Source organism: Bacillus sp. ISL-34 (genome assembly GCF_018613325.1).
GTDB lineage: Bacteria > Bacillota > Bacilli > Bacillales > DSM-1321 > Peribacillus.
Genome location: NZ_JAGGQJ010000023.1, coordinates 140,209 through 166,685 on the forward strand (window position 1 = coordinate 140,209; position 26,477 = coordinate 166,685).

The 26,477-nt window shown below is 43.2% G+C and carries 23 protein-coding genes; 5 read left to right on the forward strand and 18 right to left on the reverse strand.

Translation table 11 applies throughout. The features are described from left to right. Positions 1-59 precede the first annotated feature (59 nt). From mdh to J7E52_RS16210, 4 genes are all read right to left on the reverse strand, one after another. Positions 60-995, reverse strand: coding sequence for a malate dehydrogenase (gene mdh / locus J7E52_RS16195; RefSeq protein ID WP_214748498.1), 936 nt, complete (start codon positions 993-995; stop codon positions 60-62). Positions 996-1,117: 122 nt separating this feature from the next. Beyond that, positions 1,118-2,434, reverse strand: a complete 1,317-nt coding sequence (gene icd / locus J7E52_RS16200; protein ID WP_286197810.1) for an NADP-dependent isocitrate dehydrogenase — start codon at positions 2,432-2,434, stop codon at positions 1,118-1,120. Between the two features lie 95 nt (positions 2,435-2,529). Then, positions 2,530-3,645, reverse strand: coding sequence for a citrate synthase (citZ, locus tag J7E52_RS16205; protein WP_214748504.1), 1,116 nt, complete (start codon positions 3,643-3,645; stop codon positions 2,530-2,532). A 537-nt stretch (positions 3,646-4,182) separates the two neighbouring features. Then, positions 4,183-4,644 (reverse strand): DUF441 domain-containing protein, encoded by a 462-nt coding sequence (locus J7E52_RS16210; protein WP_034309113.1) that lies wholly within the window; start codon positions 4,642-4,644, stop codon positions 4,183-4,185. Positions 4,645-4,835: 191 nt separating this feature from the next. Between J7E52_RS16210 and ytvI the strand changes: the two genes are divergently transcribed. After that, positions 4,836-5,957 (forward strand): sporulation integral membrane protein YtvI, encoded by a 1,122-nt coding sequence (gene ytvI / locus J7E52_RS16215; protein ID WP_214748507.1) that lies wholly within the window; start codon positions 4,836-4,838, stop codon positions 5,955-5,957. Between the two features lie 82 nt (positions 5,958-6,039). Here ytvI and aceA read toward each other — a convergent pair whose 3' ends face one another. The 10 genes from aceA to dnaE form a co-directional block, all read right to left on the reverse strand. Next, positions 6,040-7,323: an isocitrate lyase gene (gene aceA, locus J7E52_RS16220; protein ID WP_101222909.1), complete on the reverse strand. Its 1,284-nt coding sequence runs from the start codon at positions 7,321-7,323 to the stop codon at positions 6,040-6,042. Between the two features lie 38 nt (positions 7,324-7,361). Further along, positions 7,362-8,954: a malate synthase A gene (gene aceB / locus J7E52_RS16225; RefSeq protein ID WP_214748510.1), complete on the reverse strand. Its 1,593-nt coding sequence runs from the start codon at positions 8,952-8,954 to the stop codon at positions 7,362-7,364. A gap of 361 nt (positions 8,955-9,315) precedes the next feature. After that, positions 9,316-9,708 carry an FxsA family protein gene (locus J7E52_RS16230; RefSeq protein WP_214748513.1) on the reverse strand — a complete coding sequence of 131 codons (393 nt, stop codon included), beginning with the start codon at positions 9,706-9,708 and terminating at the stop codon, positions 9,316-9,318. Between the two features lie 81 nt (positions 9,709-9,789). Further along, positions 9,790-11,550: a pyruvate kinase gene (gene pyk, locus J7E52_RS16235; protein ID WP_214748516.1), complete on the reverse strand. Its 1,761-nt coding sequence runs from the start codon at positions 11,548-11,550 to the stop codon at positions 9,790-9,792. Between the two features lie 121 nt (positions 11,551-11,671). Continuing rightward, positions 11,672-12,631, reverse strand: coding sequence for a 6-phosphofructokinase (gene pfkA / locus J7E52_RS16240; RefSeq protein ID WP_214748519.1), 960 nt, complete (start codon positions 12,629-12,631; stop codon positions 11,672-11,674). Positions 12,632-12,912: 281 nt separating this feature from the next. Further along, on the reverse strand, positions 12,913-13,911 hold the full coding sequence (accA, locus tag J7E52_RS16245; protein WP_214748522.1) for an acetyl-CoA carboxylase carboxyl transferase subunit alpha: 999 nt from the start codon (positions 13,909-13,911) through the stop codon (positions 12,913-12,915). Then, on the reverse strand, positions 13,908-14,771 hold the full coding sequence (accD, locus tag J7E52_RS16250; protein WP_214748525.1) for an acetyl-CoA carboxylase, carboxyltransferase subunit beta: 864 nt from the start codon (positions 14,769-14,771) through the stop codon (positions 13,908-13,910). Before accD ends, accA begins: the two co-directional genes overlap by 4 nt. Before the next feature lie 90 nt (positions 14,772-14,861). After that, a complete protein-coding gene (locus J7E52_RS16255; protein WP_214748528.1) occupies positions 14,862-15,491 on the reverse strand; it encodes a FadR/GntR family transcriptional regulator in 630 nt (209 codons plus the stop codon). A gap of 5 nt (positions 15,492-15,496) precedes the next feature. After that, positions 15,497-16,738 carry an NADP-dependent malic enzyme gene (ystJ, locus tag J7E52_RS16260; protein ID WP_214748531.1) on the reverse strand — a complete coding sequence of 414 codons (1,242 nt, stop codon included), beginning with the start codon at positions 16,736-16,738 and terminating at the stop codon, positions 15,497-15,499. A gap of 112 nt (positions 16,739-16,850) precedes the next feature. Further along, positions 16,851-20,237, reverse strand: a complete 3,387-nt coding sequence (dnaE, locus tag J7E52_RS16265) for a DNA polymerase III subunit alpha (RefSeq protein WP_396020287.1) — start codon at positions 20,235-20,237, stop codon at positions 16,851-16,853. A 155-nt stretch (positions 20,238-20,392) separates the two neighbouring features. Between dnaE and ytrH the strand changes: the two genes are divergently transcribed. Together ytrH and ytrI are read left to right on the forward strand one after the other, a co-directional pair. Continuing rightward, complete coding sequence (gene ytrH, locus J7E52_RS16270) at positions 20,393-20,728, forward strand: sporulation membrane protein YtrH (protein ID WP_076364742.1); 336 nt, start codon at positions 20,393-20,395, stop codon at positions 20,726-20,728. Continuing rightward, entirely contained in the window at positions 20,725-21,228 is a 504-nt protein-coding gene (gene ytrI / locus J7E52_RS16275) for a sporulation membrane protein YtrI (RefSeq protein ID WP_214748554.1), read from the forward strand. The genes ytrH and ytrI overlap by 4 nt, the downstream gene beginning before the upstream one ends. A 69-nt stretch (positions 21,229-21,297) precedes the next feature. Here the strand turns inward: ytrI and J7E52_RS16280 are convergent, their stop codons facing one another. Continuing rightward, positions 21,298-22,245 (reverse strand): DHH family phosphoesterase, encoded by a 948-nt coding sequence (locus J7E52_RS16280; protein ID WP_214748557.1) that lies wholly within the window; start codon positions 22,243-22,245, stop codon positions 21,298-21,300. Positions 22,246-22,413: 168 nt separating this feature from the next. Between J7E52_RS16280 and J7E52_RS16285 the strand changes: the two genes are divergently transcribed. After that, complete coding sequence (locus tag J7E52_RS16285; protein WP_034309143.1) at positions 22,414-22,716, forward strand: YtpI family protein; 303 nt, start codon at positions 22,414-22,416, stop codon at positions 22,714-22,716. Positions 22,717-22,743: 27 nt separating this feature from the next. On the opposite strand, the gene J7E52_RS16290 is transcribed toward J7E52_RS16285, so the two are convergent. The 3 genes from J7E52_RS16290 to J7E52_RS16300 all read right to left on the reverse strand — a co-directional run bounded on the left by J7E52_RS16290 (position 22,744) and on the right by J7E52_RS16300 (position 25,208). Beyond that, complete coding sequence (locus J7E52_RS16290) at positions 22,744-24,063, reverse strand: DRTGG domain-containing protein (RefSeq protein WP_214748559.1); 1,320 nt, start codon at positions 24,061-24,063, stop codon at positions 22,744-22,746. A 71-nt stretch (positions 24,064-24,134) separates the two neighbouring features. Then, positions 24,135-24,359 (reverse strand): hypothetical protein, encoded by a 225-nt coding sequence (locus J7E52_RS16295; RefSeq protein ID WP_214748562.1) that lies wholly within the window; start codon positions 24,357-24,359, stop codon positions 24,135-24,137. A gap of 168 nt (positions 24,360-24,527) precedes the next feature. Beyond that, positions 24,528-25,208, reverse strand: a complete 681-nt coding sequence (locus J7E52_RS16300; protein ID WP_214748565.1) for a metal-dependent hydrolase — start codon at positions 25,206-25,208, stop codon at positions 24,528-24,530. A gap of 117 nt (positions 25,209-25,325) precedes the next feature. On the opposite strand from J7E52_RS16300, the gene J7E52_RS16305 reads away from it, so the two are divergent. Continuing rightward, a complete protein-coding gene (locus tag J7E52_RS16305; protein WP_214748568.1) occupies positions 25,326-26,423 on the forward strand; it encodes a M24 family metallopeptidase in 1,098 nt (365 codons plus the stop codon). Positions 26,424-26,477: the final 54 nt, after the last annotated feature.

Sequence of the window (26,477 nt, forward strand, 5' to 3'; positions counted from 1 at the left end):
GAGTTGGAAAATGGCCTCGGCCTTTTCTTCCAATATCCGGGCAGTCCGTTCATGATCTCTTATTGAAGGACTTGCATGACTGCTTTTACTGATTCAACTGATTTTGAAAGTGCCGCTTTTTCGTCTTCAGTCAATTCAAGTTCGATGATTTGTTCAATACCGTTTGCACCTAGTACAGTCGGCACTCCAAGGTAGATACCTTCGAATCCGTATTCGCCTTCAAGATAAGCGATGGATGGAAGAACGCGACGTTGGTCTTTAAGGATCGCTTCAGCCATCTCCACTAGAGATGCAGCTGGTGCATAATATGCGCTTCCGTTTCCAAGAAGGTTTACGATTTCTCCGCCGCCAGTGCGGGTACGGGCCACTATTGCTTCTAAACGATCTTCGGGGATCAATGTTTCCAAAGGAATTCCGCCTGCATAAGAGTAACGCACTAGAGGAACCATATCGTCTCCGTGTCCGCCAAGTACGAAACCAGTTACATCTTTAACGGATAAGTTTAATTCTTGAGCTACGAAAGTGCGGAAACGAGCTGTATCAAGAACACCTGATTGTCCGATAACGCGTTCTTTAGGGAAACCTGATTCTTTGTATACAGTGTAAGTCATTGCATCTACAGGGTTTGTCAAAACGATGATTGTTGTATTAGGGGAATATTTAACTACTTCTTTAGTTACTGATTTCATAACTTTTTGGTTGGTTTGAACTAAGTCGTCACGGCTCATGCCGGGCTTACGGGCAATTCCGGCAGTGATGATCACTACGTCGGAATCAGCTGTTTCTGCATAGTCGGATGTACCGATGATGTTAGCATCGAAACCTAGAACAGGTCCTGCTTCCGCCATATCAAGGGCTTTACCTTTTGTAGGGTTTTCAGCTTGCGGAATATCAACCAAAACGATATCACCAAGTTCTTTTTGAGCTGCTAGGAATGCTGCTGTAGCACCGGTGAAACCAGCACCTACCACCGTGATTTTTTTACGTTTAGACATGTTATTTCCTCCTTAAAATATATAAATACTTTTGGAATACTTTTAACATTCTCATGAAAATATATATAAGCCTCCTGGAAAAGCAGCCCGTTCAGGCACTTTTCCAGAAAGCATATAATGAATTATTTAAGGTTTTTGATAAGCTCGTCTGCGAACTCAGAACATTTAACTTCTGTTGCACCTTCCATTAGGCGGGCAAAGTCGTATGTAACAACTTTAGAAGCGATTGTTTGTTCAACTGATTTTGTGATGCTGTTTGCAGCTTCGTTCCAGCCAAGGTGTTCAAGTAAAAGAACGCCTGAAAGAAGAACTGAAGATGGGTTAACTTTATCAAGACCAGCATATTTAGGAGCCGTTCCGTGAGTTGCTTCGAAGATGGCATGTCCAGTTTCGTAGTTGATGTTTGCTCCTGGAGCGATACCGATTCCGCCAACTTGTGCAGCTAATGCATCAGAAATGTAATCTCCGTTCAAGTTCATTGTTGCAACAACATCAAACTCTTTAGGACGAGTCAGGATTTGTTGTAAGAAGATATCAGCAATGGAATCTTTAACGATGATTTTGCCTTCAGCTTCAGCAGCAGATTGTGCTTTGTTAGCAGCTTCAGTTCCTTCAGCTTCTTTAATTTTGTCATATTGGTTCCATGTGAACACTTTATCGGCGAATTCTTGTTCTGCAACTTCATAACCCCAAGTTTTGAATGCACCTTCAGTGAATTTCATGATGTTACCTTTATGAACAAGCGTTAATGACTTACGGCCTTCTTTGATCGCATAGTTAAGTGCAGAGCGAACAAGACGTTTTGTTCCTTCTTCGGATATCGGTTTAATTCCGATACCTGAAGTTTCAGGGAAACGAATTTTTTGAACGCCGAATTCATTTTGTAGGAATTCGATTAATTTCTTAGCTTCGTCAGAACCTTTTGCATATTCGATACCAGCATAGATGTCTTCAGTGTTTTCACGGAAGATGACCATGTCAGTGTCTTCTGGACGTTTAACTGGTGAAGGTACACCTTCAAAGTAACGTACTGGGCGAAGACATACGAATAAGTCCAATACTTGACGCAATGCAACGTTCAATGAGCGGATACCGCCGCCGATTGGAGTTGTAAGAGGTCCTTTGATAGCGATCAGGTATTCGTTAATGACATCAAGAGTTTCTTGTGGAAGCCATTCGCCCGTTTGGTCAAATGCTTTTTGTCCAGCTAAAACTTCTTTCCATTCGATTTTCTTTTCGCCATTGTAAGCTTTTTCAACTGCTGCGTCCAAAACGCGAGATGCTGCAGCCCAGATATCAGGACCGATTCCGTCTCCCTCAATATAAGGAACGATTGGGTTGTTTGGTACGTTAAGAACACCGTTAGTAACTGTGATTTTTTGGCTTTGTGTCATGTCTCTTACCTCCGATTCAAATTCAAAGGTTAGATGGCCTGCCATTAAATGAGGCAGAACCACTAACCTTTTTTACTCACATCTATTAATTTACTACAAATTCGATGAAATAAAAAATGATTTTTCGAAAAAACTTTTAATTAGCGTTTTTCAATCGGTACATATTTTTGCATACCTGGTCCAACATACTCTGCACGCGGACGGATAAGGCGGTTGTTTGAATATTGCTCAAGGATATGAGCGATCCAGCCTGAAACACGGCTTACAGCAAAGATTGGTGTAAATAGGTCATGCTCGATACCTAAACTGTGGTATACGGAAGCAGAATAGAAATCCACGTTCGGCGGAAGATTTTTTTGACCAGTTACGATTTCATGAATTTTGATGGACATATCATAATATTGCGGTTGTCCAGTAAGTTCAGTCAGTTTTTGTGACATTTCTTTAAGGTGTTTAGCACGAGGATCACCTTTACGGTATACACGGTGGCCAAAGCCCATGATTTTTTCTTTATTGGCTAATTTTTCGTTGATATATGGCTCAACATTATCAACCGAACCAATATCTGTAAGCATTTTCATGACTTGCTCGTTAGCTCCGCCGTGAAGTGGGCCTTTTAAAGCGCCGATGGCAGAAGTTACGCCAGAATAGATATCAGATAATGTAGCCACACAAACGCGGGCAGTGAATGTAGAAGCGTTTAATTCATGGTCAGCATGAAGAACCAATGCTTTGTTGAATGCTTCTTCTTCGATTGCCGTTGGTTCGTTACCGCTTAACATATATAAGAAGTTAGCAGCGAAGCTTAAATCTGTACGTGGAGCAACAGCTTCTTTCCCTTGGCGGATGCGAGCGAAAGTTGTTACCAATGTAGGGATTTTTGCTTGGATGCGGATTGCTTTACGATAGTTAGCGTCTTCACTCATTACATCTGCCTCTTCATCATAAAGACCAAGAAGAGATACTGCAGTGCGAAGAGCTCCCATTGGATGTACTTTATCAATTGGGTATGTTTTGAAGTGATTAACCACTTCAGCTGGAATTTCAGCATTTTCAGCAAGTTGTTTAGTTAATTCTTCTAGTTGGCTTTTGTTCGGAAGAGCTCCGTGCCATAAAAGATAGATTACTTCCTCGAATGTTGCGTTTGTAGCCAAATCATCGATGTCATAACCTACATACGTTAATGTGTCATCGATAATGGAGCTTACTGATGAAGTTGTTGCTACCACACCTTCAAGACCTTTTGTTGCTGTCATACTAAATCTCTCCTTTTCCTAAATATTCCCCTATGCCCTTGCTATTAGCGTATAAATATAGCGCTTCCAAGAAATTAGCTATTGCAAACAACCATCTATTTTTTAGCAGAAGACATACATTTTGTATTGGAAGCGTTCACAGAATATGACCCCAACAATAGTAAAATGTACGATAATCTTTAATAAGAAATTCTAAAAATAATGCTTGTAGCTATTCCTAGTGAGCGCTTGCTCAATAACTACATCTTTTTTAAGATTCCTCAAAAATATCAATGATATTCTGAATCCCATTTTTAATAAATCAGAGCAGTTACATGATTATTATAAACAATAAACACTTTTTTGGGAATGAAAAGCACTTAAAATGTGAAAAAATTATTATTTTATTAGAAAAATTAGCTACTTATTCTCTTGCTTTTTTTAATGCGTTTCAAAACGTTTTTTTGAAAATTCGCCGCAAAGCAGAATAAACGAAACATTAAATAGAAAATTTTCATTCCCGACACTGACGGACTCTTCTATCCTTTGCCACTCGCTTCATTTAAAAAAATTGAAGATCTGCATGCATAAATAAGCAATTCCCGCCCCGATTAACGGACCGACAGCCACACCTTTGAATAATGCGACCGCAAGAATCGTCCCAAAAACAAGAGCCGTGGTAATGTGCGGATCATGTGACAGGAGCGTAATCCCATTTTTTGCTATGAGCGCAACCGCTATTCCAGATGCAAGTGCAATCCAAGCATAAGGAGATTTTATCGCGTCTCCGAGTTCCTTGAAACCTATCGCCCCGTTTGCTATTGGTATGAGTACGGAAATCGTAATGATCGTAACGCCCAGGTTGATTCCTTTCGCTTCCAGGTATGGAAACACTTTAGCGTCGAGGCCAATCAGTTTCATGCTTAAAAGAAAGCCCGCAGCCATGATCAGTGATGTATTTTTCCCAAACCAACCGATTGCAGCAAGCAGAATTAAAAATACGACAGGACCGTTGATCATTATCCCTTCACCTTCTTCCTTCTTTTTTGTTATTTTAACATAACAAACTCCCCTGTTTCCTGGGAGAAAAATGATTTATGGAACGATGCATCACGGAAAAAAGTTAAGCCGAAAAACGAAAGAATCTTTCCTTTCTTTTCCATCATCGTTACAATTATAATACAAACTTTATGATTGAAGGAGGATAAGACTTGAATCCGGTATATATGTATCGTTTCATTCGCTCTTTACTGGTCATCGGAGGAGTAATTTTAGGCGGGATTGCCTTGTTTTATTTATCTAAATATACATATCCATTCATCATTGCCATGATAATCGCTTTCCTGATGAATCCCCTGGTCACTTTTTTCGAAAGGAAAGGAAGGCTGCCGCGAGGGTTAGCTGTATTCGTTTCCCTTTTACTCATTTTCCTTTTATTTGCAGGTCTTATCACCTTACTGGTTGCCGAGATCATTTCAGGAACCAATTACCTTGCCGGAGTCATCCCGAAACACATTGAAACCATCGTGGATTATATAGAAACATACATCGCGTCCACCGTCATACCTTTATATAATCAAATAGCTGCCATGTTCAATAATTTGGATATCGAACAGCAAGACACAGTCCTCAAGAATATTCAAAATATCGGTGAATCGATCACTACCGGAGTAAGCGGCTTCATTCAAGCTTTCTTGAAAAACATCCCCACAATCATCGGTTGGTTTCCAACTACAGCAACAGCACTCCTTTTTACCCTGCTGGGCACTTTCTTCATCAGCAAAGATTGGGATACCTTTGGCAGAATGACCGGAAAGGTGTTGCCTGATAAGATTTTTGCGGGTGCAAAGCGTTTATTCAAGGATTTAAAAAGGGCTTTGTTCGGGTTTATCCGTGCACAATTCACCCTTGTTTCATTGACGACTGTCACGATTTTAATCGGATTTCTCATTTTGGGGGTGAATTATTCAATTACCATTGCCCTGATATGCGGACTGGTCGATATCATCCCCTATTTAGGGACAGGTACGATTTTCATTCCTTGGATCATCTTTGAATTCATCGCCGGTAATACAAGTCTTGCAATCGGTTTGTCCGTCCTTTACATAATCGTCGTTGTCCAACGTCAACTAATAGAGCCAAAAGTACTTTCTTCCAGTATTGGTTTGGATCCGCTTGCCACTCTCATCGCCTTGTTCATCGGCTTCAAATTGATCGGTTTCCTAGGTCTGATTGCAGGACCTGTCGTACTTGTCATATTCAATACACTTCAGCGTGCCAATGTCTTCAAGGCCATATGGACTTTCATCATCGGGGATACAAACTTAAGTTAATCAAGAATATCCTTAGCATTCACCCATTTCCATTTAAAAATCCGCCTCGGGTACAAGGCGGATCTTTGGTTTTAAGCTAAAATTATTTTGACGTCTCGAATTGTTCTGTTTCAGTTGAACCTGCAAGTGCTGTTGTGGATGATGTTCCACCAGAAACGACTTGTGCCACTTCATCAAAGTAACCAGTTCCCACTTCACGCTGATGACGTGTTGCTGTATAGCCGTCGGGCTCACTAGCGAACTCCGCTTGTTGAAGTTCTGAGTATGCAGCCATGCCGCGGTCTTTATAACCAAGAGCAAGATTGAACATGCTATGGTTCAATGAGTGGAAACCTGCAAGTGTAACGAATTGGAATTTATAACCCAATTTACCCAATTCCACTTGATAATTGGCAATCTCTTCATCACTTAACTTCGCTTTCCAGTTAAATGATGGGGAACAATTGTAAGCAAGCAGTTTGCCCGGGAACTCTGCATGGATCGCTTCGGCAAAGCGGCGAGCATCCGCTAGATTAGGTTCAGAAGTCTCACACCAGATAAGGTCGGCATACGGCGCATAAGCAAGACCTCTTGCAATAGCTTGGTCAAGACCTGCATTCGTGCGATAGAATCCTTCTGGAGTCCTTTCACCCGTGATGAATGGTGCATCGACCGGATCAATATCATCGGTAATCAAATCTGCAGCATCAGCATCCGTACGGGCAATCAAGATAGTCGGTGTACCCATTACGTCGGCTGCCAATCGGGCGGAAACTAAGTTACGTACTGCCGTTTGGGTTGGAAGGAGGACTTTGCCGCCTAGGTGACCGCATTTTTTCTCGGAAGAAAGCTGGTCTTCAAAGTGAACGCCTGCCGCTCCAGCTTCGATCATGCCTTTCATTAATTCGAAGACGTTAAGGGAACCACCAAAGCCTGCTTCAGCATCTGCCACGATTGGAGCGAACCAATCGATATCATCTTTTCCTTCAGCAAAGCTGATTTGGTCTGCACGCTGAAGTGTCTGATTAATGCGTTTAACCACTTGCGGCACGGAGTTGGCTGGATATAAACTTTGATCAGGGTACATTTGCCCTGCGATGTTAGCATCTGCCGCCACTTGCCAGCCGCTTAAGTAGATTGCTTTTAAACCAGCTTTCACCTGCTGCATGGCTTGGTTACCAGTCAATGCTCCTAACGCGTTGATGAAATCCTCTGTATTTAATAGATTCCATAGTTTTTCAGAACCACGGCGTGCCAATGTTTGTTCAATATCGATGGAACCTCTTAGTTTAATAACTTCTTCTGCCGTATAAGGACGTTTAATACCAGTCCACCGTGAGTCATTTTCCCAGCTTTGTTGTAATTTTTGCGCTCTCTCATTCATCATCATTATTTCCTCCTAATTTATATTATATATTTTGAATATTAAGATAATTTTTCATATGCCGCGTTGGTTAAAAAATCTGCAAAGTCATCCTCTTCAATCAATTGTTCAAATAGTTTAGTAGACTCTTCAAACCTTCCTGATTTGAAAGTTTCTTCCCCTACTTCCGATTTAATGGCCGCCAACTCTTCTTCTTTGATTTGATGGAATAATTCCTCGGTTATTTTCCTGCCATCTTCGAGAATGCCTTTTGGATGACGGATCCATTGCCAGACTTGAGCCCTTGAAATTTCAGCGGTTGCAGCATCTTCCATTAAGTTATTGATGGGTGCCGCACCTCTGCCGCTTAGCCAGGAGGCGATATATTGGATGCCTACGTTAATATTCGTCCTTAATCCTGCCTCTGTGATCGTTCCTTTCGGTACAGCCAGCAGCTCTTGAGCTGTTACATGGACATCTTCCCGTTTCCGGAAAATTTGATTCGGTTTTGGGACGAGCAGGTCAAAAACCTCTTTTGCCGTGCTTACCATACCTGGGTGGGCAACCCATGTTCCATCATGACCGTCTCTTGCTTCGCGTTCTTTATCTGCCCTTACTTTCGCAAAAGCCTCATCGTTCTTGACCGGGTTATTTTTAACAGGAATTTGCGCTGCCATCCCGCCAATTGCAGGAGCATTACGAGTGTGACATGTTTTGATTGCCAGTAAGGAATACGCCCTCATGTTCGGGACGGTCATCGTGACCTGCTGCCGGTCTGGGAAGATAACATCATCCGAGTGACGGAATTTTTTCAGGAAACTAAAGATATAATCCCAGCGGCCACAGTTCAGGCCTGCCGAATGTTCTTTCAGCTCGTACAGAATTTCATCCATTTCGAATGCAGCAAGAATCGTTTCTATCAAGACCGTTGCCTTGATGGTTCCTTGCGGAATTCTCAAATCGTTCTGTGCATATACGAATATTTCATTCCATAATCTTGCTTCGAGATGGCTTTCCATTTTTGGTAAGTAAAAGTATGGACCGCTTTGTTTTTCGATCAATGCTTTTGCATTGTGGTAAAAGTACAGTCCAAAGTCAAAAATGCTGGCTGATATAGGCTGTCCATCCAAAAGGACATGTTTTTCCTCTAAATGCCATCCGCGTGGCCTTACCTTTAGGACAGCTGTTCTTTCATTTAATTCATACATTTTGCCATTTGGATTTTTAAACGAAATGGTTCCGCGAATTGCATCGTGCAGATTCAATTGACCATCAATGCAATTCTCCCAAGTTGGTGAATTGGCATCTTCAAAGTCCGCCATGAATACATTGGCACCTGAGTTCATGGCATTAATGATCATTTTACGATCGACAGGTCCAGTGATTTCAACCCTGCGGTCCTGCAAATCATTCGGGAGGGGCGCAATTGTCCAATCACTTTCACGAATATGCTTCGTTTCTTCAAGGAAATCAGGAAGCTTGCCTTGATTCAGTTCTACCTGAACGCTTTTCCGCCGTTCTAGAAGTTCTGCCCTTCTTCCACTGAAATGCCGTTCAATTCTTTCGATGAATTGAAGAGCTTCCGTTGTAAGTATTTGTTCATATCCTGGCTTAATATTGCCTGTAATTTGTAAGCCTTTTGCTTCCGTAATCATGTTGCCTCTCCACATCCTTTCCAACTCTTTTATGTTATAATACAGTTGTTTTATTTCCTGTTTGTATTATATAACACGTTGTATAAATTTGTCACCAGTTTTTTCTAAAAAATCTAAAAAAAGATTTTTATACATGGAAAAGCCTGATTTACCAATGTTTTCAGGGGTTAATAATTTAATAAACCTGTATGATACACATTTTCTTTCTCGTGAAATTCACCATTTTATGGTGAAACAGGCAATATCCGATTTACATTGAAATGCAAAAAAGCACCCATTAAAAAACTTGGATGCTTTTGTAGACCTATTTTTCCAGACCAAAAAGGCTGCCTAAAAGCTTGAGCCCTTAGACAGCCTTGTATTATTTATGCCGAATGATGGTAACTTTCCCTTTATTCATCCTGTTCATGATAAACCGGATAACGATCGGTTTGAGGAGATTCCGGGTTGGCGGAAACACAAGGATCAATCCCATGATATCCGAGATGAGCCCAGGGGACAGCAACAGTGCAGCTCCGATAAAGATACAGATTCCATCAATGATTTCATTTCCAGGCATCATTCCGTAACGAATCTGTTCCTGTGCCTTTTTCCATGTTTCCATCCCTTGCCGTTTAGCCAAATAAGCTCCGATTAAACCTGTGGCTACAATCAGGAACAGCGTTGGCCAAAAACCAATCATATTGCCTGACAGCAATAGGACAATGATTTCAACGACCGGCATCGCAATGATAAACAATAAAAAATATTTCATCTACATTCCTCCTGCACAGCCCATTTCTGGTGCGGTACATCCATCTTACCTCATTGGCACGAAATCAGCCAAAATTTCGTTTTACAAAACGTTGGCATGTCCATCATAAATGACTCCACGACCTGCATCGACTGTTATTCTTTGCCCATCCGTGAAAACCTTGGTCGCGTCCTCCGCACCAACGATGACCGGAATGCCCAATGTAACTCCTACAACAGCGGCATGGCTTGTCAAACCGCCTTCTTCCGTAATCAATGCCGCACACTTTTCAATCGCTGGCATCATATCGCGGTCCGAACCGATTGTAACCAATACTGAGCCTTCCGTCACTTTTTCCAAAGCTTCCTTGGCATTCTTAGCTATAACCACTTCACCTTTCGCCGATTTCCTGCCGATTCCTTGAGCCTTCAAAAGAACCTCTCCTAACACATGAATTTTCATCAAGTTAGTCGTACCTGTTTCTCCTACAGGAACACCGGCTGTAATGACGACTAAATCCCCATGGGAAACTAAGCCTGAATGCAAGCTTTCATCTATAGCGGTTTGAAGCATTTCATCGGTAGTCGTCGCTTTTGGACCAATCTGCGGATAGACTCCCCAAGCCAATGCAAGCCGTCTTGAAACATGATCATTGGATGTAACCGCAATGATCGGTGCTTTAGGGCGGTATTTGGAAATCATCCGTGCCGTATGGCCGCTTTCCGTAGGGGTGATGATTGCTCCGGCATTAAGATTAAGTGCGGTGTGGGCAACGGATTGACCAATTGCATCCGTGACATTATGACGGTTCACTTTGCTTCTGACTGATAATATATCCCGATAATCAAGCGCAGTTTCAGCACGTGAAGCAATATTATGCATCGTTTGCACAGCTTCGACAGGATAGGTTCCAGCAGCTGTTTCACCAGAAAGCATGATGGCATCCGTTCCATCAAATATGGCATTGGCGACGTCACTTGCTTCTGCACGGGTTGGCCTTGGGTTACGCTGCATCGAATCGAGCATTTGTGTAGCCGTTATGACAGGTTTCCCGGCATTATTACATTTTTTGATCATTTGTTTTTGGACTAAAGGCACTTCTTCAGCAGGAATTTCCACTCCCAAGTCGCCACGGGCTACCATCAAACCATCTGAAACTTCCAAGATTTCATCAAGCCGGTCTACGCCCTCTTGATTTTCGATTTTAGGGATGATTTGAATATGTTCCGATCCATTTTGCTGCAATAATTCACGCACTTCAAGCACATCGGAAGCCCTGCGTACAAATGAGGCAGCAATGAAGTCGATACCCTGTTCGATTCCAAAAAGGATATCTTGTTCATCTTTCTCCGTTATGCCTGGCAAGTTAACCGAAACACCTGGAACATTCACGCCTTTTTTGTTCTTAAGTGTACCGCTATTCAATATTTTGGTACGGATTTCTTTTCTTACCTCATCGATCTTCAACACTTCAAGACCGATCAATCCATCATCCAAAAGGATTTTAGATCCTGGGTGGACATCATGCAGAAGCCCTTCATAGGTAATGGAGAATTTTTCAGGTGTTCCCAGGACTTCATTCATGGAAATAATGACTTCATTGCCGGCTACAAGCTCAATAGAGTCATTTTCCATATTATTTGTCCGGATTTCAGGTCCTTTTGTGTCCAACAGTATGGCAACCTGTTTACCCGCTTTTTCGCCAGCTTCTCTGATATTGCGGATTCTAGCGGCATGTTCTTCATGATTTCCATGAGAAAAGTTAAGCCGTGCCACATTCATCCCTGCTTCTATTAATTGAACCAGCTTTTCTATACTTTCACTCGCGGGTCCAATCGTACAAACAATCTTGGTTTTACGCATGTGTCATCCTCCTTTAAGGAAAACTCGCCGCCTGTTCACCTTTTGAAGGCAGGGGCGCAGTGTTTTATGTCTTCTTTTTAAATACCCAATTCTTTAAAAAGCAAATTCATATCAATAATGATTAAATCGATAGCTCTGCAGATAAATCATACATCTTCTTGTCAATTGTATGCGGTTTAGCAAGAGCTTCGATGATATCATAATCAACAAGTTGATTTTGTTCTATCCCGACAGCCCTGCCTCCTTTTCCTTCAAGAAGCAATTCGACGGCTCTTGCTCCAAGTCGGCTTGCCAATACCCGGTCATTAGCAGAAGGAGATCCTCCGCGCTGAACATGGCCCAGGACGGTTACACGGGTTTCAAATCCTGCTTTCGCCTCAATTTTCCTGGAGATATCAACAGCACTTCCAACACCTTCAGCTACAATGATGATACTGTGCTTTTTCCCTCGGTCATGTCCGCGGTTCAGCTTCCCAATCAAATCTTCTATATCATATTCATATTCAGGACAAAGAATCGTTTCGGCTCCGCCAGCCAATCCAGCCCAAAGCGCAATATCGCCGGCATCTCTTCCCATCACCTCAACCACATAAGTCCTTTCATGAGAAGTAGCCGTATCCCGAATTTTATCGATAGCGTCGATGACTGTATTCAGGGCCGTATCGAAACCAATCGTAAAGTCCGTACCCGGTATGTCATTATCAATCGTTCCAGGAACTCCGATACAAGGAAAGCCCCTTTCCGTTAAAGCTTTCGCTCCGCGGTAAGAACCATCGCCACCAATTATGACAATGCCCTCGATACCAAGTCTATTCAATTGTTCAATCGCTTTCAGCTGGCCTTCCTCTGTCTTAAATTCCGGACAGCGAGCCGTATGTAACATCGTGCCGCCTCGATGAATGATATCCCCGACCGACCCAAGTTCAAGCTTCTTTATATTTCCATTTATCAGGCCCTGATAGCCATGATAAATCCCGAAGACCTCAATTTCATGAAAAATTGCTTTCCGGACAACTGCTCGGACTGCCGCATTCATTCCTGGAGAATCTCCTCCACTTGTCAATACACCTATTCTTTTCATAAATGTCACCTCTCTACAGCACTAATCAATTTTACGCTTCATTATATCATTGTACCCTTTTTCAAGCTTCAATAAGCAGTAACTTGCTTCACTTATGCTAACTTGATGTTATAAGCCTAACCGATTCTCTTCAGAAATTGAAGTAAAATGGCGTAAAAGTTTACATTCTACACACAAACCATATTCTTTACTCGTTTCGATAATGAATACATATGCGCCCCTTGAAAGGATGAAAAAACGTGTTGCCCCAGGCAGCACGTTTTTCCTTTTGCAAAATGTGTTTATGAATGCTGTTCCACTTCCTTAGGTTCGCCCTCAGGTTGTTTTGCAAAATCATATTCACCGATTTTCTTGAATTTCATATAACGCTGGTTGATAAGATCATCACTATTCAATGGCAGAAGTTCATTGAATGAACGTTTCAGGATATCCTTGATGGCTTCTGCCTGTAAATTTGAATCACGATGGGCGCCGCCCCTCACTTCAGGAATGATCTCATCGATGACTCCTAAGCGGTTTAAGTCGGGAGCCGTGATTTTCATCGATTCCGCAGCCCTCTTAGCCTGAGAGGCATCCTTCCACAGCAAGGCTGCAGCCCCTTCAGGGGAAATTACCGAATATGTGGAGTTCTCAAGCATGAAAATTCGGTCTCCGACGCCAAGTGCCAATGCACCGCCACTTCCGCCTTCACCGATGACAATACTGATGACCGGCACCTTCAGCCCTGCCATTTCAAAAAGGTTTTTCGCAATGGCTTCACTTTGCCCGCGCTCTTCAGCAGCTTTACCAGGGAAAGCTCCCTTCGTATCAATGAAACAAATAATCGGCCGGTTGAATTTTTCCGCCTGTTTCATCAGACGCAAAGCTTTTCGATAGCCTTCAGGATGGGGCATGCCAAAGTTACGACGGATGTTTTCCTTCGTATCTTTACCTCGTTGATGACCGATGACAGTCACGGCAAGTCCATCAAATTCTGCGATTCCAGCGACAATCGCTTCATCATCCCCATAATAACGATCACCATGAAACTCGATGAAGTCATTGAATAATAACGGAATGTAATCAAGCGTCGTCGGACGTGCTGGATGCCGGGCAATCTGAACACGATCCCACGGTTTAAGATGGTTATAAATATCCACTTCCAGCTTCTCTAAACGCTTTTCCAATGTTTCGATTTCAACAGTAAGGTCTACATCAGCATCCTTCGAAATCGCCTTTAGCTCTTTAATCTTATTTCTCAGGTCCGTAATGGGACGCTCAAACTCTAATTCGTAAATCATGACCATTCACCGCCCGGGGCATGGATTTTAAGGATCGTCGTCAAGGTTTCCTTCATTTCCGTACGGTTGACGACCGCATCCAATTGGCCGTGCTTCATCAAGAATTCAGCCGTTTGGAAATCTTCAGGAAGCTCTTCATGAATCGTCTGTTCAATGATCCTTCTTCCCGCAAAACCAATAAGGGCTCCAGGTTCGGCTAGGTTAATATCGCCAAGTGACGCGAAACTTGCCGAAACCCCACCTGTGGTAGGATGGGTCATCATTGATATGATCAGTCCGCCTCCATTGCTGAATATCTTGAGTGCTGCACTTGTCTTTGCCATCTGCATCAAGCTTAAAACACCCTCCTGCATCCGAGCGCCGCCTGATGCCGTAAATATGATGAACGGAATCTTCAATTCACCTGCACGTTCAATGGCACGGGTAATTTTTTCCCCAACAACGGATCCCATGCTCCCCATACGGAAATTCGAATCCATGATGGCTGTTGAAACTTGGTACCCATTGATGCTTCCAACTCCTGTGACAACCGCCTCATTAATCTTGGCTTTCTTTCTATCTTTTTCCAATTTTTCTAAGTAATCCGGAAATTCAAGCGGGTTAACTGAAATCATTTCTTTATCAAATTCATTAAAACTCCCGGCGTCGAATAAAAATTCGATGCGCTCATGGGAAGACATCGAATGATGGTGCCCGCAATGAAGACAGACTTTCTTGTTTTTCACCAATTCTTTTGTATACATGATTTTTTTACAGCCGGTGCACTTTGTCATGATTCCTTCTGGTACATCTTGTTTCTCCCGATCAAAAGGAACCGTTGCATATTTCTTCTTAGACTTCGCAAATAGCTCTTTAAGCAAGCTTAATCCTCCCTTTACCACCAATTATCTATTTTATGATACTTGGTACAAACTATATCAGAAATAAAATTAGTATCGTGTAAAAAGGTGTCACTCGTCCTTCGACATATTTCTAATTCTAATAAGATACGTTTCGATGGCTTTTTCTTCATCACGTTCGAGCAAATATGTAAGAAGTGACAGATAATCTTCTTTTTTCACATTACCCTGTACCATCTCTGATGTTCTAGCATAGCTGTTGACAATGCGCCAAATTCTTTCCAGCAACCGATTGCGATTCAAAATGGCAATTCTTAAGAAGAAATCATCATCATGAAACTCATCCGCTTTGACCCAGACCATTAATCTTTTGATGTCCTCAGCCGTAGCGAAAAAGGCGACGATCCGCAAACAGTCAATTTCAATCAGCCTTTTCGTCTCAGCCAAATCTTCTTGTACTTTTTTATCTTGCAAAAAAAAGGTTCCCAGAAGCTCGACTAGCTTATGCTCCTGGAAATCCCTGATAAACGTCCCTTCACCACGCCTTGTTTCTATTAATCCTAATAGCTCTAAGGCACGCAATGCTTCACGGACAGAGGAACGGCCTACATTAAAACGATCCGATAACTCCCGTTCTGATGGGATTTTATCTCCCGGCAGGAGGCTGTCCGCTTCAATCATGCTACGTAGGCTCTCAACGACATCGAGATATATTTTGGATGAAGAAGTACGACCTGCCAAATTAATTATTCCTCACTTTTTCCAATGATCGCTAATTTCCTTGTTTTTTCTTTAATTTCCTCGGGATTCACATTAATTCTAGCCACTCCCGTTTCCATCGCTGCCTTGGCAACAGCAGCCGCAACGGCAGGTGCTACCCTCTCATCAAATGGAGCAGGGATAACGTAGTCTTCGTTTAACTCATGTTCCTGTATTAAACCGGCAATGGCTTGTACTGCAGCAACCTTCATTTTTTCATTGATATGTGTCGCACGTACATCTAAGGCCCCACGGAAAATCCCTGGGAAAGCAAGGACGTTATTGACCTGATTCGGGAAATCCGAACGGCCTGTTCCTACAACCTTGGCACCCGCTGCTTTCGCATCTTCCGGCATGATTTCCGGATCTGGATTAGCCATCGCGAAAATGATCGCATCCCGATTCATCGAAGAAACCATTTCTTTTGTCAATGCACCTGCGGCAGAAACACCTATAAATACATCAGCGTTTTGAATGACAGTTTCCAAAGGTCCTGAAATTTTATTTCGATTGGTCACTCTCGCCACTTGTTCTTTTGTATCATTCATACCTGTCGAACGGCCCTCATAAATGGCACCCTTCGTATCACACATGATGATGTCACGAACTCCATAGCTATAAAGCAATTTAATGATGGCAATGCCCGCAGCTCCCGCTCCATTCGCCACCACTTTAATTTCCGACATAGATTTATTCACAAGCCGTAACGCGTTCACAAGACCGGCAACAGTAACAATGGCTGTACCGTGCTGATCATCATGAAAAACAGGGATATTCATTTCTTTCTTGAGTCGTTCTTCAATTTCAAAACAATTTGGTGCAGCTATGTCCTCTAAGTTCACACCACCGAAAGTCGGTTCGAGTAATTTAACGGTCTCTACAATTTTGTCCACATCCGTCGTTTTTAAACAGATTGGGAAAGCGTCCACTCCAGCGAAACTTTTAAATAAAACGGCTTTTCCTTCCATAACCGGCATAGCAGCTTCCGGACCGATGTTTCCAAGTCCCAACACAGCCGTTCCATCGGAAATAACGGCAACAGTATTCCCCTTCATTGTATAGTCATAAACGGTTTCCGGCTTATCGTAAATATCCTTACATGGTTCTGCAACACCAGGAGAATAAGCCAGGCTTAAATCTACTGCATTCCTAACCGGTACTTTCGAAACTGTTTCTAATTTCCCTTGATTCAAGCGGTGCATATGTAATGCTTCTTCTCTTAATGTCATGTTTTCACTCCTAAAACAAATTGGATAACCCATATCTTATATGCTGAAATCTAGTGGTCAGACCACAGCGGCCTGTTTTCAATATAACATAACTATTTAAGTTGTAAAACAGTTATTCTTTCTTATAAACCACATTCCCTTTTCCGACCAAGTCAAATAGTGCCTGCATCAGACTTTCTGTAGGGTTGACCCAATCCCAATAAGATAGCTGTACATAGCGGTTTTCCCTCTCGTAAAAAAGCATGACCTTGGTTTCACCGCTATGCTGCATCAAAATTTTTTTTATTTTTTGCAGTGTATCCTTCGTTTGCTTGCCAGCCTCAATTTTCAGGAATATCTTTCCGTTTTTTTCCTCTTTCATCTGCTTCACTTTTTCAAGCGGGTATACGTTCCTGATCAGGAGCTGTGTTTTTCCATCCCGCTCTTCCAATGTTCCTTGCAGCATAACGAGTTGTCCATGATTCAAGTCGGCAGAGTGGTTTTTATAAACATTTGGAAAAACGACCGCTTCAATATCCCCCTCTTCATCACTAACGCTCAAGAATGCCATCACATCACCCTTTTTTGTCCTTATTGTTTTAACCGACGTAATGTATGCGCCAAGTAAGACCTTTGATTCCTTTTTATTGGTAGCTTCATCAATGGTCAAGCAGCCGAAGTGCTGAAAAAGTTCTCTGAAGCTTGTCACCGGATGATTCGAGAGATAAAGCCCCAATGCGCCTTTTTCCAATGAGAGTTTGTGCTCGATAGGGATGGGATCGACCCGGTTGTATTTCGGTTTGAGTGAAAACTCGCCATCCGAAAACATATCGAATAGATCATCATCCGGATTAACCAATTCCGTATGATTGATCGCTACGTCCAAGCTCGCCAACAATGTTGCCCGGTCTTCACCGAATTCATCAAATGCACCTGAATGCACAAGTGCCTCCAACACTTTTCTATTTACGATTTTTCCCGAAACGCGCAAACAGAAATCGAATAAATCAGCGAACTTCTTCTGCCTCCTCGCAGCAAAGATTTCTTTCAGGACCGTACCGCCTATCCCTTTTATGGCTCCAAGGCTATAACGGATCCCGTCCTTTTCCGGTAAAAACGGGTATCCGCTCCGGTTAATCGAGGGAGTCAGAACCGATATCCCTTTCTTTTTTGCTTCACGGATATATTGCGAAATCTTTTCATCATTCCCGACGACCGATGTCAGGAGTGCTGCCATGAAATATTCCGGATAGTGGGTTTTCAAGTAACCAAGCTGATAAGCGATGAAACTATACGCCACCGCATGGCTTCGGTTGAATCCGTAGTTAGCGAAACGGACAATCAAGGAATAAATCTCATCTGCCGTTTTTTCGGAATATCCTTGTTTCAATGAGCCGCTCACGAAATGCTGCCGCTCTTGATCCAGAACATCCTTTTTCTTCTTCGAAACGGCACGACGGAGCAGGTCAGCCTCCCCTAGTGAAAACCCGGCTAAGCGGGAGGCAATTTGCATGATTTGTTCTTGATAAACGATGACCCCGTATGTAGGCTCGAGAATATCCTTCAAATCCTCGTGCAGGTAATCAATCGGAGCCAAACCATGTTTTCGCTCGATGAACAGCGGTATATTTTCCATCGGACCTGGACGATATAGGGCATTGACCGCGACGATATCCTCGAATCGGTTCGGTTTCAGCTTGATCAAAACCTTTCGGATGCCATCCGATTCAAATTGAAACACTCCGGTTGTTTCTCCCCTACCTAAAAGGGCTAGCGTCTCGGGGTCATCCATCGGGATATGGGACAAGTCAAGCTTTTTCCCCGTTCCCTTTTTGATGTTATTTAAAATATTATCGATGAGCGTTAAATTGCGAAGTCCAAGAAAATCCATTTTAAGAAGTCCCAGTTCTTCGAGAAGGTCCATTGGATATTGAGTCAGATGGATGCCATCATGCCCTCCCTGAATCGGAATATGCTCGGTCAGTGCCTGGTCGCTGATGACGACGCCGGCAGCATGGGTCGAAGCATGGCGAGGCAGGCCTTCAAGCAATAACGCGGTTTGAAAAAGTTTTTGATTCAGGTCACTCTCATTAACGAATTCCCTGAGCCTTTTCGATTCCTTGAAAGCCTCGGGAAGCGTGATGCCCAGACGGCCTGGAATCATTTTCGATACCGCTTCCTGTTCCTTTGAATTCAAGCCGAAAACACGTCCTGTGTCCCTTAGTGCAGCCTTTGCAGCCAATGTTCCGAATGTAATGATTTGTGCTACATGTAGTTCCCCGTACTTCTTCGCGACATAGGCAATCACTTCTTCGCGGCGATTATCCGGAAAGTCAATGTCGATATCCGGCATCGAGACACGCTCCGGATTGAGGAAACGCTCGAACAGCAAGGAATGTTCGATGGGATCGACATCCGTTATCGATAGCACATAAGCGACCATCGATCCGGCGGCCGAACCCCTTCCCGGACCAGTCAGGATTTGATGTTCCTTAGCGAATTTCATGAAATCCCAAACGATTAAAAAGTAATCGCTGAATTTCATCTTGGTGATGACATCCAATTCATATCGCAGGCGCTCTTCATATAGAATGGATGGCTCCGGCAATCTTTCCTTCAGCCCTTGGAAACAGATGGCCTCGAGCATTTCCTCGGCTGTGACTCCATCTTCAGTTGGGTACTTAGGCAGCAGTGAACGCTGAAATGGAATTTCCAGATTGCATTGCGAGGCAATCTGTAGTGTATTTTCGAGTGCTTCCGGTCTGTCATGGAATAGTTCTGCCATCTGAGCCCGGCTTTTCAAATAATATTGATCGGATTCAAGAACCGTATGCGTCTCATCCGCCAGCTTGTCGCCATTTCCAATTGCCAACAGGACTTCTTGAGCGAGTGCGTCGCTTTCGTTCAAATAATAGACCGGATTCGTCGCGACAATCTTTATTTCTAAATCTCTCGCCAACTGACTTATGGCTTCGTTACCTTTTTCCTCATCCGCAATCGAAAGTCTCTGTATGGATACATAAAAGTTATCATGACCAAAAATTTGCAGTAATCTCCCTGCTGCCTGTTTGGCTTCTTCAGGATTTTCTTCTCTCAATAGCGTTTCTATTTGCCCCTCTGCACCCGGTGTGATTGCAATCAATCCCCTGGAATAGGCTTTTAGCCAATTCATTGGAATGCCTGACGGGGATTTCGTTTTTATGGCACTGCTTATTTTAAGCAGATTTTGATATCCTTCTAGACTTTTTGCCAATAAAAGAAGTCCATGTGCCGATTCCCGTTCATCGAGGACATCCGCAAGTATGCCGATGATCGGCTTTATCCCCTGTCTCTTGCATTCTTTATAAAAATAGACCGAACCGTACATAACATTTCGATCGGTTAAGGCAAGACTTGTACAGCCATCCGCTTTCGCTTTGGCCACAAGTTCAGTGATCTTCACCGTACTTGTCAGCAGGCTGTATCCGCTCTGAATATGGAGATGAGTATACACGTTTTTTCTCCCACCTTTGTAAGGCATGTTTCTTTTCATTATAGTGTTTATTTCAAAAAAAGAAAATATGTTCTCATTACCAATGCAATTTAACTTCCTGATTTCCGGCGACTATCATAATACCTCTGAACTTCCCATATAAATGGAATAGAAGAATATCAAGCAAAAAAGGATGATGATATATGAATGAAGCCTTTGTTCCAGCCTTTCTCAACAGCTTTTTCATATCGCTTGGCGTATTGCTTGGCGGCTCGATAATCGGGGGCCTCGCCGCTTTTTTTACTGGACAAGCCCCGATGACGACTGTGTTCCGGCTATCGGACAGCCTTCGTATTTGGGCGATTGTCGCTGCGATCGGTGGTACTTTTGATATGGTCTATAATTTCGAACGCGGTATTTTCCACGGAGAAACAAAGGATATAGTCAAGCAGGTACTATTGATTCTATCCGCACTTGGAGGGGCACAGACAGGAGCACTGATCATAAACTGGTTCACGCAGGAGCATATTTCATCATGAGGATTCCTCCCTATCACAGGTCTCCCACCTGGCAGCGTTTTTTTGCCGGAGCCGCACTTGGCGGATTGATCAGCTGGGTGATTTTCTTTTATATGCATGGTGTCCAGCAGGAGAAACAGATCCGGACCCTTCACGAACAAAGAGAAGAGATCAAGGATTTAAACGGGGAAATCGCAATTTGGGAGCAGGATTATAAAAAATTGAACCAGAAAAACGAGGAGATCCTGACGATTCAGGAAGTGGAAGTAACCATTACGAATGAAAAATACAGTCTGGATCGGCTGAGTATTGCAGAAGCGGAGGATGTGATTGAGGACGACCTGTCCTCCCTTCTCGCCAAAGATGTCGCCAGTGTCTATGACGGAAAGGTGCTTTTGAAAAAATCGATAGAAAATAAGATCGTGACCATCAATAAAAAGCGCTATCAACTTGAAGTCGTCGAAATCATGTTTTATACGAAAATGAATATTGAAATCAAACTAAAAAGGACGACTTCTTAAAGTGGATACCCACCAAATTTAAAGACCAAATCAGCTGCGATTTGGTCTTTAAATAGTGCAAAAAACTATTTAGTCTTTTTCACTCGCTTTATTCAACTCTTCCATGTCGGCAAGGATATTATCCACTACGTCCCAAGAATGGATCGAAGCCCCTGCTGCAAACGGGTGGCCTCCGCCGTTATATTTACGGGCAATCGTATTGATGATTGGTCCTTTAGAACGGAAACGGACCCTGATTTCTTTATCCTCTTCAATGAAAAAGACCCATGACTTAACATTTTTAATCGAACCGAGCGAGGAAACGAGCTGAGATGCCTCAGATGTAGAAGCATGGAATTTTTCAAGTATATCTTTTGTGATGATCATTTTCCCTGTACCATATGGAAGGATTTCAAAATGCTGCAGCACATAGCCATTCAACCGTACTATGCTTTCCTCGACGTCATACATCTCCTGATATAACTGAGGGCGGGAGAACGAGTAGTGAATCAACTCACTGGCATAGGCAAATGTCTTTTCAGTCGTACTTTGGAATAGGAAACGACCTGTATCGCCAACAATGCCCGCATATAGAAGGCGTGCCGCTTCATCACTCATCTTCAAGCCTTGTTCTTTCCCGAACTGGTAAAACTCATAAATCATTTCACTTGTGGAACTTGCCGATGTATCGACCCAGCGCATATCCCCATATGGATCTTCATTGGGATGATGATCGATTTTAATCAGTTTATCCCCCGTCGTGTACCGTGCATCACAAATCCGGTCCGTATTCGCGGTATCACAAACGATTACCAATGCACCTTCATATGTTTCATCCGAAATCACATCGAGCCTTCTTAAGTAATTCAATGACGGTTCTTCTTTCCCGACCGTAAAAATTCGCTTTTCGGGGAAGGATGCTTTCAGGATTTCCGCCAATCCCCCCTGTGAACCATAAGCGTCCGGATCTGGACGGACATGACGATGGAGAATTATAGTATCATAACGCTTTATATCTGCTAATATTTCAGCTTTCATATAGATCTCCCCTTAACATATGTATTATCGAGCCAAATAAAGATGATATATTTCATTTAATCAAAAAATTGCGGAAATAGGAAGACTCATCTTGTTTACTGTGGCATTCTCTTTCATTTCCCGCTACAATAAAAAGGTACATATGTTAAATTGGGGGAATTTCAAACGATGCCTATTCTTGTCACCTTGATCGTTCTTTCATTAGGGGTCTATCTGTTTTATAAAATCAAATCGGTCCGAACCAGAATGCCGATGGAGAAAAAGTGGATTTCAGGGAAATCTTCCATTGCCCTTGGTGCGTTTGTCGCACTATTCGGAATCAATCAGCTTTTTCTATTCCACACGACCATCACTTATATCATTGCTGCCGTTTTCATCTTCGTTGGCCTATTCAGCATTTGGGGCGGCTATAAAATGTATAAATTTTATTTGCCGCATGCAATCGAAGAAGCTGCAAATCAAAAAGGATAATCGAAATTCGATTATCCTTTTCATTTTTCATGATCGGTCCAGCAATTGGCAAGTCAACATCGCCTTTCCGACAAGTTTGCCTTGGTTAAACACCTCAACATCCACTTTTCCGAATTTACGTCCTACATCGAGGACACGCGGATGGATTTCAAGCGTACTGTCGATCTGGACTGGCTTGATGAAATAAATCGTCATGTTTTCCACGACCAAGTCACCGCGCTTATAGCTTCGAAGTGCACGATTTGCTGAGTCGGTGACCAATGTCGTGAACACACCGCTTGAAATGGTCCCAAGGTAATTGGTCATCTGCGGAGTGACTCCATAGCTATACACTTCCTCGCCCTTCCCTCGATTCGAAGTCATCACAAGCTGGCTTGTGATCGTATCGTCGATCGTTTCGCCGACCTGAGGCTGCCTTTGGCTCATTTGCAGTGCCTTAAGGACATCCTGCCTGCTCACGATACCCTTGAGGATATGACTGTCATTCACGACCGGGATTAACTCAATTCCTTCCCAAACCATCATATGTGCAGAAGATGCCACACTCATTTTATCGCCTACGGTCATCGGGTTTTTCGTCATCACCTTATCAATGAGCGTCAGCTCTTCCTGTCCGATGATATCTTTTGATGTCACCATTCCTTGAACCTTCATATTGTCATCTACTACAGGGAAACGGCTATGCCCGGATTCCTGATTCAGTTCATGCCAAGTCTGAACACGGTCACCCACCGTTAAAAAGGTAGTTTCCTGTACGGGTGTCAAAATATCCTCCACCAGCAAGATTTCCTTTTTGATCAATTGGTCATAGATCGCCCTATTGATCATCGTTGCGACGGTAAACGTATCGTAACTTGTTGAGATGACTGGCATCTCCAATTCATCGGCTAACCTTTTAACGGGCTCTTCCGTATCGAATCCCCCGGTGATCAGCACTGCTGCACCCGCTTTTAACGCGTGCTCGTGGGCCTGTGTACGGTTTCCGACGATCAGCAGGTTTCCTGCCCCTGTATATCTCATCATGGCATCCAGCTTCATCGCCCCGATGACGAATTTATTTAATGTCTTATGAAGTCCCGTTTTACCACCCAGAACTTGTCCGTCAACAATATTGACTACCTCAGCAAAAGTTAGCTTTTCAATATTCTCTTTTTTCTTTTTCTCGATACGGATCGTGCCTACCCGCTCAATCGAGCTCACGTAGCCCTGGTTCTCCGCCTCTTTAATTGCCCGGTATGCCGTACCTTCACTAACATTCAATGCTTTCGCAATTTGACGAACCGAAATCTTTTCGCCAACAGGGAGCCCATCGATATGTTTTAATATTTGTTCATGCTTTGTAGCCAAGCGCTTCACCCTTTTCACGGTATTCCTATTCTCCATTATAAGGTCAAAGAGCCTAGTTTATCAAACAACTACTAGTATTGGCGCAACCTTTTGTATTCCGGTTGGCGTTTTACCTTTTGTTTCTTAGGGGAATATAGTATCCCCGTCAAGTTGCCAGCCACCGCCAACAATGCAAACAACAGCCAGGATCCAGCAAACAGACCCTCAAGACCGCCGTTTTCCAACGACAAACGCGGCACGGCATAATACAGCATCACACCGCATAAAAGCAAACAAAGCAATAACCTCTGTTTCATCCAATCCCCCCTTTTTTCATCTATTCATTTTATGCCTGTGAAAGGAAAAAAGACTTGGCTGCTGAACGAGACTTAACTTTCCGATTGCCGGAATCACCCGTCATTTTGGTCGGCCATCCCCACACGATACACATAAAAAACGGAAGCCCCTATAGGCTCCCGCTCCTTTTATAATTCGATTTCATCTCCGGCTTCCATAATCAATCCATTTCCCTCTTCAAGCAGGTCGATGAATTTGTTAGGATCCTGTTTGATGACAGGGAAAGTATTGTAATGAATCGGCACGACTTGTTTGGCTTGAAGGAATTTCGCTGCAAGTGCGGCATCTTCGGGGCCCATGGTGTAATTATCGCCGATTGGCAAGAATGCCAAGTCAATCGGATGTCGCTCACCGATCAGTTTCATATCGGAATATACCGCTGTATCCCCTGCATGATAGATCGTTTTCCCTTCTATCGTAAGCAATACTCCAGCAGGCATTCCCAAATAAACGATTTGCCCATCTCCGTCAATGAATCCTGTTCCATGGAAAGCTGGCGTCAGTTTCACTTTTCCAAAGTCGAACTCGAAAGCTCCGCCGATGCTCATCCCGTGGGTCCTAACCCCTTGAGCACCCAGGTAGTCGGCAATCTCCGCTATACCAATGACAAGTGCATCATGCCTCTTTGCCAATTCAACCGTGTCACCGACGTGGTCATTATGACCATGTGTTAAGATGATCACATCCGGTTTCACATCTTCCACCTTCAAATCGGTCAATTCGTTTCCAGTAATGAATGGATCGAATAAAATCGTTTTACCATTCGTTTCGACTTTTACAACTGCATGTCCATGAAAAGATACTTTCATTTTTGATGCTCCCTTCCCTTACTCACTTTTTTAAAAATCGCCTTATTAGGCCTTTCCCATTTACTATACTTATAAATATTGCTAAGGTAATTATATCTTACTAATGGAGGTATCGTCATGAATGAACGTTTGACAGAACTACAAAATTGGCTCCAGTCCAATGAGGTAGAAGCCGCTTTACTAACATCTACAGAGAGCATCTACTATTTAAGCGGTTTTTTTAGTGACCCTCATGAAAGACTGCTTGCACTTGCCATTTTTGCAAATGCCGACCCATTCCTGGTCTGCCCGCAGATGGAAGTTCCGGATGCTAAACAGGCTGGATGGAATGGAGATATCATCGGTTACACCGACACTGAAAATCCATGGGAAAAGGTTAAGCAAGCAGTGGTGAATCGCGGGTTAACCATTAATAAAATGGCCATTGAAAAAGAGCATATGAATGTAGAACGCTATGAAAAGGTCCAACAATACTTTGGAGCACCAAAGCTCGTTTCCGCAGAAGAAAAACTTCAAAGGATGCGAATGATCAAGTCGGAAGATGAAATGGTCAAAATCCGTGAAGCTTGCCGCCTTGCCGACTTTGCGATTGAAGTGGGGGTCAGCGAAATTCATGAAGGTAAAACGGAAATGGAAATCCTTGCAGCTATAGAATTCGAATTGAAAAAGGCCGGAGTCAGCCAAATGTCTTTCTCCACCATGGTCCTGACTGGTAAAAATGGCGCTTCCCCACATGGCACACCTGGGAATACGAAGGTTCAGCGCGGCGACCTTGTCCTTTTTGACCTGGGCGTCGTTCATGAAGGATACTGCTCTGACATCACTAGAACGGTTGCTTACGGAGATATCAATGATAAACAGGCAGAAATATATGAAACTGTACTTAAGGCACAAGAAGCTGCCGTTACAGCCAGTAAACCTGGTGTATCCTGTTCCGAGATAGACTTGACTGCCAGAAACATCATCAGGGATAAAGGATACGGTGAATTCTTCCCTCACAGGCTCGGCCACGGACTTGGGATCAGCGTCCATGAATACCCATCCTTGACTGAAACGAATTCCCTCGAGCTTCAATCCGGAATGGTTTATACGATCGAACCTGGCATATATGTTCCGAATGTTGCAGGCGTCAGGATTGAAGATGATCTATTGATCACCGATACCGGCTGTGAGGTTTTGACCAAATTTCCGAAGAGCCTGCAAATCATAAAATGATCATGCATTAACCAATTCATGTACCCCCCGCCTTCATTTAAGACGGGGGTATTT

Bases quoted from the DNA above. Each gene is read 5' to 3' on its own strand.
- J7E52_RS16285 (WP_034309143.1), top strand. From the start codon at position 22,414: ATGCCTATTCTTGTCACCTTGATCGTTCTTTCATTAGGGGTCTATCTG.
- pyk (WP_214748516.1), bottom strand. From the start codon at position 11,550: ATGCGTAAAACCAAGATTGTTTGTACGATTGGACCCGCGAGTGAAAGT.
- ytrH (WP_076364742.1), top strand. From the start codon at position 20,393: ATGAATGAAGCCTTTGTTCCAGCCTTTCTCAACAGCTTTTTCATATCG.
- citZ (WP_214748504.1), bottom strand. From the start codon at position 3,645: ATGACAGCAACAAAAGGTCTTGAAGGTGTGGTAGCAACAACTTCATCA.
- J7E52_RS16230 (WP_214748513.1), bottom strand. From the start codon at position 9,708: ATGAAATATTTTTTATTGTTTATCATTGCGATGCCGGTCGTTGAAATC.
- ystJ (WP_214748531.1), bottom strand. From the start codon at position 16,738: ATGACATTAAGAGAAGAAGCATTACATATGCACCGCTTGAATCAAGGG.
- dnaE (WP_396020287.1), bottom strand. From the start codon at position 20,237: ATGCCTTACAAAGGTGGGAGAAAAAACGTGTATACTCATCTCCATATT.
- ytrI (WP_214748554.1), top strand. From the start codon at position 20,725: ATGAGGATTCCTCCCTATCACAGGTCTCCCACCTGGCAGCGTTTTTTT.
- aceA (WP_101222909.1), bottom strand. From the start codon at position 7,323: ATGATGAATGAGAGAGCGCAAAAATTACAACAAAGCTGGGAAAATGAC.
- pfkA (WP_214748519.1), bottom strand. From the start codon at position 12,631: ATGAAAAGAATAGGTGTATTGACAAGTGGAGGAGATTCTCCAGGAATG.
- J7E52_RS16300 (WP_214748565.1), bottom strand. From the start codon at position 25,208: ATGAAAGTATCTTTTCATGGACATGCAGTTGTAAAAGTCGAAACGAAT.
- J7E52_RS16210 (WP_034309113.1), bottom strand. From the start codon at position 4,644: ATGATCAACGGTCCTGTCGTATTTTTAATTCTGCTTGCTGCAATCGGT.
- J7E52_RS16305 (WP_214748568.1), top strand. From the start codon at position 25,326: ATGAATGAACGTTTGACAGAACTACAAAATTGGCTCCAGTCCAATGAG.
- icd (WP_286197810.1), bottom strand. From the start codon at position 2,434: ATGGCAGGCCATCTAACCTTTGAATTTGAATCGGAGGTAAGAGACATG.
- aceB (WP_214748510.1), bottom strand. From the start codon at position 8,954: ATGATTACGGAAGCAAAAGGCTTACAAATTACAGGCAATATTAAGCCA.
- J7E52_RS16280 (WP_214748557.1), bottom strand. From the start codon at position 22,245: ATGAAAGCTGAAATATTAGCAGATATAAAGCGTTATGATACTATAATT.
- J7E52_RS16295 (WP_214748562.1), bottom strand. From the start codon at position 24,359: ATGAAACAGAGGTTATTGCTTTGTTTGCTTTTATGCGGTGTGATGCTG.
- mdh (WP_214748498.1), bottom strand. From the start codon at position 995: ATGTCTAAACGTAAAAAAATCACGGTGGTAGGTGCTGGTTTCACCGGT.
- accA (WP_214748522.1), bottom strand. From the start codon at position 13,911: ATGATTTACGAATTAGAGTTTGAGCGTCCCATTACGGACCTGAGAAAT.